This is a genomic window from Geopseudomonas sagittaria, assembly GCF_900115715.1.
Lineage (GTDB): Bacteria > Pseudomonadota > Gammaproteobacteria > Pseudomonadales > Pseudomonadaceae > Geopseudomonas > Geopseudomonas sagittaria.
The window spans coordinates 1-10,823 of record NZ_FOXM01000033.1 but is presented as its reverse complement, the minus strand read 5'-3'; the positions used below and the strand labels follow the sequence as shown (position 1 = coordinate 10,823).

The 10,823-nt window shown below is 51.1% G+C and carries 7 protein-coding genes and 4 pseudogenes; 3 read left to right on the top strand and 8 right to left on the bottom strand.

The window, feature by feature from the left end:
• Positions 1-476: pseudogene (locus tag BM297_RS21125) on the bottom strand (BPTD_3080 family restriction endonuclease); the annotation flags it as partial.
• Positions 477-882: 406 nt separating this feature from the next.
• On the opposite strand from BM297_RS21125, the pseudogene BM297_RS21120 reads away from it, so the two are divergent.
• Positions 883-1,847 (top strand): annotated as a pseudogene (locus tag BM297_RS21120) (IS481 family transposase).
• A 96-nt stretch (positions 1,848-1,943) separates the two neighbouring features.
• Here the strand turns inward: BM297_RS21120 and thyA (BM297_RS21115) are convergent.
• The 5 genes from thyA (BM297_RS21115) to BM297_RS21105 all read right to left on the bottom strand — a co-directional run bounded on the left by thyA (BM297_RS21115) (position 1,944) and on the right by BM297_RS21105 (position 8,166).
• A complete protein-coding gene (gene thyA / locus BM297_RS21115) occupies positions 1,944-2,777 on the bottom strand; it encodes a thymidylate synthase (protein ID WP_092429849.1) in 834 nt (277 codons plus the stop codon).
• On the bottom strand, positions 2,774-3,295 hold the full coding sequence (locus BM297_RS21720) for a hypothetical protein (RefSeq protein ID WP_139231034.1): 522 nt from the start codon (positions 3,293-3,295) through the stop codon (positions 2,774-2,776). The genes thyA (BM297_RS21115) and BM297_RS21720 overlap by 4 nt, the downstream gene beginning before the upstream one ends.
• 16 nt (positions 3,296-3,311) lie before the next feature.
• Positions 3,312-4,922, bottom strand: coding sequence for a site-specific integrase (locus BM297_RS21715; protein ID WP_139231035.1), 1,611 nt, complete (start codon positions 4,920-4,922; stop codon positions 3,312-3,314).
• A gap of 308 nt (positions 4,923-5,230) precedes the next feature.
• Complete coding sequence (locus tag BM297_RS21110; protein WP_092429851.1) at positions 5,231-7,036, bottom strand: site-specific integrase; 1,806 nt, start codon at positions 7,034-7,036, stop codon at positions 5,231-5,233.
• Positions 7,033-8,166: a tyrosine-type recombinase/integrase gene (locus tag BM297_RS21105; protein WP_092429853.1), complete on the bottom strand. Its 1,134-nt coding sequence runs from the start codon at positions 8,164-8,166 to the stop codon at positions 7,033-7,035. Before BM297_RS21105 ends, BM297_RS21110 begins: the two co-directional genes overlap by 4 nt.
• Before the next feature lie 554 nt (positions 8,167-8,720).
• Here BM297_RS21105 and BM297_RS22225 point away from each other — a divergent pair.
• Both BM297_RS22225 and thyA (BM297_RS21095) read left to right on the top strand, forming a co-directional pair.
• Positions 8,721-8,959, top strand: a pseudogene (locus tag BM297_RS22225) (IS3 family transposase); the annotation flags it as partial.
• 362 nt (positions 8,960-9,321) lie between these two features.
• Positions 9,322-9,603, top strand: a pseudogene (gene thyA / locus BM297_RS21095) (thymidylate synthase); the annotation flags it as partial.
• Between the two features lie 27 nt (positions 9,604-9,630).
• On the opposite strand, the gene BM297_RS21090 reads toward thyA (BM297_RS21095), so the two are convergent.
• Both BM297_RS21090 and BM297_RS21085 read right to left on the bottom strand, forming a co-directional pair.
• Positions 9,631-10,170, bottom strand: a complete 540-nt coding sequence (locus tag BM297_RS21090; RefSeq protein ID WP_092435775.1) for a TRAP transporter small permease — start codon at positions 10,168-10,170, stop codon at positions 9,631-9,633.
• A 171-nt stretch (positions 10,171-10,341) separates the two neighbouring features.
• Positions 10,342-10,823: TRAP transporter large permease subunit (locus tag BM297_RS21085; protein ID WP_139231108.1), on the bottom strand; the 482-nt coding region annotated here is incomplete at its 5' end.

Below are 10,823 nucleotides of genomic sequence, written 5' to 3'. Positions count from 1 at the left end.
TTGGCAGCCGCGAGGTGCTCCAGCAGTTCTTTGCCAGGTTTGGATAAGGGAGCGACCTCGGTAAGCCAAATCGCCGTTTCAACCGCTTCGACCTGGCAAAAGAACGGGCGCACGCCATGAAAGTCGTGATGCCGCCAATGCTGGAGCAAGCGCGCCGTTTCGGGGGTGACCTGCCATTGGCTGGCTGGCAACGCACGCCATGTGTCTACATGACCACGAACCTTGTTAATGATCGAGGTGGGGTCGTATTGCTGCTTGCCGGTGGAAAGCCCCTTTCCTTCGTCAAAGAGAAAGCCTTCCTGCTTAGGGGCCGATTTCTGCTTCTTGGGCTTGGGAATGGGGGTAATGAACTGGGCCTTGCGCCGTTCTTCAACGACCTTCTGAGTCGGTTGGCCGGTTTCGTCTAGCTCCCAGTGGCGGGCGGGCCGCTGGTATGGGGAATTCAGGATCGGGTGATCGAAAAACGGGTTCGACATAAATAGAAACCTGCGCTCCTTGGTCTTGTCGTTCGGTTGAGCGACGTGCTTGTTACACGATGCATTCCAACCGTCTTCGGCACGTGCTTGGGATTCAACCTTCCGCTTCCCATAGAGCCGAAAAGACGAAGGATAGCGGTTTGTGATGCCGAATCGACAGCAGATTGACGATGGGACGGCTCAGGAAGCCGCGACCTATGGCGGAAAAGCATTCGATTTTTTGACCCACCTGCGCGTGGGCTGCGACTGCAGCAGGGAGACTTCTGGGGAGAGGAAACGGGCAACACGCTGACTGGGGCTAGTCATTGCTGGGTGGTGGCTCCTAATGATGGCACCACGGATTTCCTAGGTGTGCAGTCCCAGGAAGTCATGGTGCATTCTTGAGCTCTCATCAGGAGGATGCGCTATGGCAACAGGTCTTCATGGTTCAGCCCGCACAACGCCGCGAGTTCGAGCCGAGCTCCAAGCGTCGCAAGAGTCGACGCGCGCCCTTGCCGCCCTCTACGGACTGAACGTCAAGACCGTAGCCAAGTGGCGTTCGCGCTCGACGACAACTGACAAACCTATGGGCCCTACCAAGCCATGTAGCGTCCGGCTCTCGGATGCTGAAGGGCGATGGTGGTCGAGCTCAGGCGCCGCACTCTGCTTCCCTTGGACGACCTGCAGGGGCATCTGCGTGAAACCCTCCCCCAACTGACTCGCAGTGCATTGCATCGCTGTCTGGTACGCCATGGCATCAGCAGATTGCCCAGCAGCGAGCCTGGCGGAGCCAAGCATGGAAAGTTTGCTCCAACCGAAATCGGCCACCTGCACATCGACAGCTGTGAGCTCCGTCTGGAGCAGGGAAAACAGCACATGTTCCTAGCGATCGATCGCGTCACCAAGTTCACCCACGTGGCGTTCTTCGGTGCTGCGACAAAGCAGAACGGCGCGGCGTTGCTCGAAGAGGTGGTGACGGCATACCCGTACACCATCCACACCGTCCTCACGAACAACGGCGTGGCGTTCACCGAGCAGCCACGGTATCGAAACGGCCTGACCAATCGGTTTGGTGGGCACATTTTCGACCGTGTCTGCCAAGAGCATGGCATCAAGCACAAGCTCACCAAGCCGTATCACCCGTGGACCAACGGACAGGCCGAGCGCATGAACCGCACCGTGAAGGAGGCCACCATCAAGTCGTTCCACTACCCGGACTTCGATGCCCTGAAAGCCCATGTGCGGGCCTTCGTCACGGCATACAACTTTGCCAAGCACCTGAAGGCTCTACGGTGACGTACTCCGCTCAAAACGATCTGTGATGCCTGGACTCGAACGCCGGACCGTTTCAAGCTTGACCCCCACCACCTCACCCCGGGACTGCATACCTAGATCAAGCAAAATTACACCGTAAAGATCGATTGCGCCGCCCAGCTTTTATCGATGCATACAAAAAATCAGAAAAACTCATCCTTCTAGTAAAATTTTCTATATCGCAATAGGCGCCTTAATAGCTGGATGAGGATCATAATTGCAAATCTCGAAATCATCAAACTTATAATCAAAAATCGACCCAGGCTTATTCTTTATGATGAGCTTTGGCAGATCGCGCGGCTCACGAGACAATTGCAGCTTAGCCTGATCTATGTGATTCAGATAAAGATGTACATCTCCACCAGTCCATACGAAATCACCCACTTCCAAGTCACACTGTTGTGCAATCATATGAGTCAGCAGAGCATAGCTAGCAATATTGAATGGAGTGCCCAACAAATAATCCTGGCTGCGCGCCATAAGCATGCAAGATAATTTATTGTTAGCTACATAAAACTGGAATAGAGTGTGGCACGCAGCAAGAGCCATACGACCTTGCTTGACGTTTTCCTGCGGACTCATTGACTCATCCGGAAGATACTCAACATTCCAAGCACTAACAATATGCCGCCTAGAATTCGGGTTTTTCTTGATCGAATCTATCACCCAACTAATCTGGTCGATCGCCCCACCATCTTTCGTCGGCCAACTTCTCCACTGCTTGCCATAAAGTGGCCCCAAATCTCCGCTCTCAGTCGCCCACTCGTCCCATATGGTTACTCCATTCTCATTGAGATATCGAACATTCGTATCCCCGTTAAGAAACCACAGCAACTCATGAATTATTGATTTAACATGCAACTTTTTAGTTGTCAGCAGAGGAAACCCTTTGCTCAAGTCAAAACGCATTTGTCTCCCGAAAACGCTGAGAGTCCCCGTACCGGTTCGATCACCTTTTGGCTCACCACCATGCAAAATTTCTTGCATCAAATCTAAATACTGTCTCATTTCAACACCTTTATGCTTTGCACAAGTTTCTTACGCAGATCACTGACCTCATCCTTGAGCATCCTTTGGTTACTGGCCAGCAATTCAACACTACGCCTTGCCTCGTCCCGCTCTCGCTTGAGTTGGATCGCTCGAGTGAACCATGCAGCGACTTGATGACGACTCATCCCCAACTGTTGCTCTAATTTTTTCACTTTGAGCTCCAAGATAGATATCTCAGAGATTGTCTCACCCTTATCCAACACAGCTGATTTACGTGCAGCGATAATTTCCGCCAGAACCGAGTATGGCCAACCGAAATTGGCTGCATCCTGCCTACCTCTAAGTTCAGCAGGGCAATCCATAATAGCTCGATTTCTAAGTGTATTTCGGTGAACTCCCGACAACCTCGCCAAATTAGACTTTGTTGCCGGCTGCTTATGCTCTTTAGCTATAATGCTTAGCGCAAAATTGATCCTTTCAGTGTATTCAATATAATCTTTTTCATTCTTTTCGTCAAACGTGAGATTCTCCCCCATTTACATTCCACCACAGTCACTCAACATTCAAACCTTCATCTTCCCCTAGCAGATAAAGAACCTTACGCGCCTCATCTGCGGCAGCTTCGAACTGAGTTCGGCCGTATGAAAACCTTGCATCTTCGGCCATCCTCTTATTTTCTTCGTACATTTTCCTCCAGGCCGCCCCATGGGCATCCTTTGATATAATTGCATTGGCACACTGACTAGGATTACAACGCAAACTACCGATGCACGGAGGGCGAACCTTAACTTCAGAGTCACCCACTCGCCCAGTGCAATAGCCAAGACCAACATTTACAAAACTTGAACTGGCGACCGCAGCCAACTCATTAATAATCTGCTCTTTAGTCATTCCCGCGTCAGTCATGCCTTTGAAAAATGATTTCCTGCGCTCATCAAACTCTGCAGCTGCACCGCCGCACACTACACTGTCCGGATCGAATATTTTTTTTGCAAGCTCGCGCCTAGCCTCATGCATCCGCAAACCAGCAGACTCACTCTGAAGAACCTTTCCTGCATTCCCATAACCCAAAGTTACATCGCTAGGCAAAGTAGAAACACGCGAATGAAGGTGTTTCAAATGAAAGCTTACATAAGGGAGCCCCAACTTAGCCTTGATCATTTGCCGAGCAAGCGAGTGCTTAAACTGATGACTACTGAAGTGCAAACCCTTGAACCTACCATACTTATCTACTGACTCAATATACTTTCTCATTGCGCTAGAAAAACCGCCGGAAGAATACCCGACACCTTCATTCTTCACAGACCTCCCCCTGATCGACGTTCCACCAGCGGTTGAAAGTGAAGAAAACAATTTCCCATTATTTTTCAAGCGCGCGAGAAGTTCCAAGACCCGAACCGAATCGCGCATAACAGGAATTGCAACCCAACTATCGCTCTCATTACTTGAGTCCGGACGCCCCTTGAAATTACGACTAACGACACACGGCATGCCATCAATCTCTTTAAGACACCCGACCTCCACCTCGGCCAGCTCTGAAAATCTTGCCCCCATATACATAGCCAAGACACTTTGCGCAGCCATGTTGACCTCGGCAAGATACGCGGCAAGCGTGCCAACCCTGACCTCAAGACGATCTAACTGATACTGGACTTGAGCTGGGGTTTCATTTGAAATAGGACATTTTTTATTTGCCCTACGCAGCTGTTCGTAAAGCCAAAATACCTGTGGGAAACATTTAATCCCTTGAACACCTTCAGGAGCAGTGTACTTACATGAACATGCATCCTCGATTTTAGCCCCCATACGCAAAAGAAAATCTTTAACCCGAGCAGATGACTCATCACTGAGGAATGAAAAAAACTCATCAGACATCCACTCTGGGCCCTTCAAGCTCTTATTTAAAGCCTCCTCTGGACTCAGCGAATTAGCGGAATTAATGATCAGCCTTCGGATCTGCTGAGGCCCAAAGCAAAAAGTTTTCTCCAATACCTTAGCAGAACCAGGGTTAAATATTATCTTGAGCCCCTGCTTTACGCGAGTATCAGATGAATAACTATAACAACGCGCAGCCTTGTCAATATCAAGCCAAGTAAATTGATCTAGGCTTTCAGCCAATTCAGCCGAAGGAAACGTCCTAACAACATTTGCCAGAAAATCCATGGATCGGCTGACCAAAGAGCAGAAGGAATTCGGCTTTGACTCTCTGGCGGAAAAGTACTTAGGCGCCAAACGATATAAGCAAAAAACATGCTGTAACTCTTTGCGAAGAGCAACCGAGAATGGCCACCTACACCAATTAACAACTAGAGCAGCATTATCTATCGAGCGCGGCCGGTGCTTTAAGTCTTTCGTAAAGTCCCAAACAGGGGAGTATACGCTTGAGACCTTAGAAACCTTAACATCATCAATGTTCGCAGCCGGGGTAGATAGCAGTTCAACAAATCTTATTTTGTCAGACTCTGAAAAACTCATGAGCACATACCCCTGATGGCCACTGGATCGACCAGAACATCAATAAACTCTGATCTCCGCTCAGCCTCCGCAAGCACGTGATCCGGCCAGTCACTGGTTTTAGCATCAAGCAAACCATTCAACACATGAATATTTTGCATGATAGCTGACCTGTGCGTAGTGGCAGATAGACCTTGATCCATTGCGACCATGTACTGACGGCGCAAGGCAAACAATTGCGGCAAGTTTTCCTGAACAATAAGAACATTGGGACATTTCAAGCACATATTAAAATATGTGCAAGGACTTCCCAAGTTTATCCCTCCAGCTTTACGAATGCTTTCAGGCGGACTAAAAACGTTTTTACAGAAGGCCAGCCCAGTGGAAAAAATAACGTCATTTTCTGTGTATGACTCAACGGCCAAGGGCTTTGGTGCGCACTCGTATTCGCGCCGGTTATCCCTAATAATTTCTAATGTATTCTTTACTTCCTTGCGCGCCAACGGATTAAAATCATGACTATCAATATATCGCAGCGTGGTCAAGATACTGCGATGTCCCAGAATTGATTTCACGATATAGATATCCACACCACGTTTCAGCATTCTTGAAACAAGGGATGGACGAAAGCGAGACATGGTGACACTTAAATACTCACCTTGAGCATCAAATAACTGATGTCGCCTGACAAAATCTTTTGTCCACGACGTATGCAAACCAGTCCACTTCAGAAAATCTCGAGCCTGCCCAGCGCATGAACTAGCTCTAGATTGATATACAAACAATCTATCGCGGCTCTCAGGTGGGAGTTCATGGCGAAAGCTGGCAGTCAACGCCACTACGTCAGCCCATATGCGCTTAATGTTTTTTGCCTGCTGATCATCAAGAGTCAACACCCCGCTTTCAAACAACTCTAGATGCAGCTCGCCTTCGCCACTACCGCGTTCCTTCCAATATCTCAAATATGGACGATTTGTAAGCGGATGGCCGTCCTGATAATCATCAATCTTCAGAGCCAACGCTACAGAAGGATTAAGCCCAGTCTCAGCCAAAAGCTTATATATATATGGCATTATTAATTCATGCCCAATCCATGCAGTCACCCCCAAGCGACGATAAAGATTATGTATCCCACCGTGCCTCGTTGTCGCAACAATCAAAAAATATTTATGCTTTTTTTGGGCGTCAGGGTGCAGATGTGTAATAGCCTGGCAGTTAAGCTCATTCTCAAAATACCAACACATATTATCTTCATCATCCCACCACCCATTCTCACGTTTCATCCCAAGAGTCTGATGAGCACTGAGGTCAGGGGCATGCCCTCTACCAGTTCTGACATACGGACTTAATATTTTTCGCGCAAAGCGAATATCATCGTTCAGCGCTTTAACGATTGCGGCCATATCTTTTTCTGAATATGGCCTCCGAGCATCCGTTTCTCGGCTACCTGCTGGCAGTACGTAATCAATGAAGCTTTTCAATTTTATCCATTGATTTTCTATTGCCGTTTGGAAGGTCTGGCGCACAGCAGATAAAACACCCGCAGAGTGATATGATGACATCCCCAAATCATCAAAATAATGCTTAAAGCGAAGCAATGTATATTCATCAAATTCGCAATCAACGTAGTAAGGATCTAGAGCCTTACCCTCAGAAAAATACGCCTTGATAAATTCTAAAAAATACTTCTTTGCATTAGTGAAGTTATTGGCGGCACTATTACTCTTGGCAAGTGAGGCGCGCATATCAAAAATCCACGCAACTTGAACCAAAGGGGAATCCAGCGTTGGCTCAGGCATCTCATTTTTATGAATAATCCTCATGACTTTCTCTTGCGCCCCCTTCTCTCACAGTGAAACTTGTTTGCCAAGAATGTCCGGTCGTATATATCTTGCGCCTCTTGAAATCGTTCTCTAACCTCTTTATTCCCGTCCAACCTTATGAATAATGAAGGAGGAATTCTTGAATATGCCTCTGTGCTTTTAACGCTAGCGTGACCAAATTGGACTTGAATCAGCACGAGCTTTTCGAGATAGTCATGCCCATCAGCCCCTTGCAAAATAGTTAGCGCAGTGCCATGACGCAATTTGTGAGGGCTGACAGTACCAGGCAAGAATCCAGCGCGCTTTGCCGCGGCCTCAACAGTTTTTTGTATTGACTTGGCAGAGATGCGCGATCTATTTGTATTCAGAAATGCCGGCTTTGGTCCGCTAAAGTGCGCAAATCGATAGGCGGCACTGCTGTGATATCTCTTTATTCGATCATAAATCGCCCTCGTCACCAGAACATATCTTTCTTTTATATTCCTCCCGCCGCGCCCTTTGCTTCCTCTGATCAAAAGTGGCAAATATGCCAACTCTGTCGGCCATTGATCCAATGCATCTATATCTTCCTTAAGAACTCGTCCGATCTCTGAAACACGTAGTCCAGCATCATAGATGAAGTGCAGAGCACAGCGCTGGGATTCATGATATACAGCGCCGAGCAATATAATCATCTGCTCTTTTGTTACGAATCTCGGAACATTCCTTGAGCTTGCTTTTTTAATGATCAAGCCATTTTCATAGCCGCTTGAGCTTCGTACCGCCTCTGCCTCACTAGTCGTCAGCCATTCGAAAAAACCTTTATACGTCAAATCACGATTCTTAAGCGTTGTCTCCTCCTTACCAGCTTGCCGCAATCTAGACAAATATTGACTTATAACTCCGCGAGGTATAATTGACAAAACATGATCCATCGGCAGCTTGCCATATAAAGAATCACTGGCCAGCCACTCGCACAGATATCGCAAATTATTCCCGTACAAAACTATTGTCTTTGGCGAGTAGCCTTGCCCGCTTAAAGCCAGCGTATTTAAATAATGGCTTACCAACTCGACAACCATCTCCTGATCGTCCAAAAGCAAACATCTAATGCCATACTTTTTGCATGGAGGAACAATTACCAGTTTCATCTGCACCTGACGATACGTAGCCAATTATTGTTTGCACACATATATGCGCGCAAGAACACTACGCCTCGATTCACCCAGGAGGCACCCAATAAAATTAATTTTGCAACTTACCACCAGAAAGATTAATAACCAACCAACGGATTACAAGTTATTATGATCATCTCTGGCGATCTCGAATCCTAGATTTTTTTACACACCCCGCAGCATAGCTGTCAAGCTATTGCGAAATGCGAACGCATGAACTTTGCAGGTAGCTACAAAACATTAATCATGCATTTTGCACGTAGCTGCAAAGTCACTCATATAGCTTGTACATGGCTATAAAAAATCACGCTTAGATTTTGCTCGCAGCTATAAACCATGTCCTATCGTTCTTCTCTGATACAGCCTCTAATAATAAAAGTTTGGTCATGAAGCCTCCCGATTGATTTCGTTACACCTTCACCGACGCAAAGTGAACCGCCACCGCTTTCCTACACAGAGCCTCCACCCAGCGAGGATGGAGTCATGCAGGCAGCTACCAAGTATTTCCCGGCAGCCAGAGAACGGTTCTTATGGTGCTTGAGTGTCAGAGCGATCACGAATCGGAGTGGGCAGCAAACCTCTCAATCACTGCCAAGATCGGCTGCACGACCGAAACACTGCGCCGCTGGATGCGGCAGTCTGAGCGAGATAGTGGCCAGCACAGCGCTCAGGCCAGCAGCGAACGCGACCGGGGGGGATCCAGGCTCTAGAACGTGAGGTGCGTGAACAGCACCAAGCCAACAAGATCTTGCGCAAGGCGTCCGCATATCAAACTCAGGCGGACCTCGTCCATCCTCTGACGATCCTGACGCGCTACTACCTGAAAATGGAGGAGACGCTCACTCCCGATGAGTTGTTCTCCAGCATCCGCGCAGAGCTCAACCTAAGAGAGCCCCAACCCGAGCAATGAGCCCTTGGCGTCGAAACCGCTGGTTTTGAACCTGATGTTCATGCGTCTATCGATAGACTGCCGAAGAACGTTTCCAGGCCATCGCTGCCCATCCAAGCTGGCTCAGGGACTTTGGCTCCGGGTTCACGAGCTGTGCACAAGTCCATATGCACAATACGAAAAGTTCCCCCCAAACACCCGGAGGACAACACACTGTGCACTATTTTGGGGGGCTAAAGATCCTCGGCGTGCCGTTCAACATCGCCAGCTACGCACTGCTGACCCTGATGGTCGCCCAGGTCTGCGATCTGGCGCCGGGCGAGTTCATCTGGACCGGCGGCGACTGCCACCTGTACAGCAACCATCTCGAGCAGACCGACCTGCAGCTGTCGCGCGAGCCCCTGCCGCTGCCGACCATGCAGCTCAACCCCAAGGTGAAGGACCTGTTCGCCTTCCGCTTCGAGGACTTCGAGCTGCTCGGCTACCAGGCCCACCCGCACATCAAGGCCGACGTCGCGGTCTGACCCCGCCCCTGCCCGGCACCCACCGCCTCACGGCTCGGGCGCCGCGCGACTGGCCGCCCAGTGGCGGCCCACCTGCCAGGCGCTGGCCAGCGCGAGCAGCAGCAGGCTGGGCACGATCAGCAGCAGCGGGATCCACAGCGGAATCGACAGCAGGATGGAAACGTCGCCGTAGCGGAAGTTGTCCCAGGCCTGCAGGCTGGTGCGCCAGGCCAGCAGCAGCGCCGCCAGCAGGCACAGCCCGTGGGCGCAGGCGTCCAGCAGGCAGCGCCCCCGCGCGGACAGCCGCAGGGTGAAGGACTCGACGCGGATGTGCTTGCCGTGCAGTTCGCACAGCGGCAGAAAGGCGGCGACCGCCACCGCCATGCCGATCTCCATCAGCTCGATGTCGCCCTGCACGGGCGTGGCGAACAGCTTGCGGCCGAGCAGCGACGCCAGCGACAGGCCCATCAACAGCAGCAGGATCAGTCCCCCGGCCAGGGCCAGGCCCTCGCAGGCCCACTGCAGCAGGCGCCCCGTGAAGCGGCACGGCTGGTCGCTGCGCTCCGCGAAGGGTGACGACTCGTTCATCGACGCTTACCGGGTTCCTGCCGCGCGCGGCCCCCTGCCCGCCAGCCGGGCCAGGCCAGTCGCGTGCATCGCTCCAGTATGGACCCGCGCCGCCACCGCCGCCCATGAAGCACACCGCCCGCCGCACCGGCAAGCGGTGCGGCGGGCGGTGTCGTTAGCGCGCCAGCGCACTCAGAAGGTCAGCAGCCACAGGCAGATGCCGGGGAACAGCGCCAGCAGGACGATGCGCAGCAGGTCCGAGATCAGGAACGGCACCACGCCGCGGGCGGTTTCCATGAACGGCACGTCGGCGGCGGCGCGCTGGACGATGAACAGGTTCATCCCCAGCGGCGGGGTGATCAGGCCGATCTCCACCACCATCAGCGCCAGGATGCCGAACCAGATCGACTTCGAGGACTCGTCCAGGCCGAAGAAGTCCAGGCCCATGATCATCGGGTAGAAGATCGGGATGGTCAGCAGGATCATCGCCAGCGAGTCCATCACGCAGCCGAGGATCAGGTAGGTGACGAGGATGGCGAGCAGCACCAGCATCGGCGCCATGCCGCTGTTCTTCACCCATTCGGCCAGCTCGGTGGGCATCTGGGTCAGCGCCAGGCCGGAGTTGAGCAGATCGGCGCCGAGCAGCACGAGGAAGATCATCGCGGTGGTTTCCG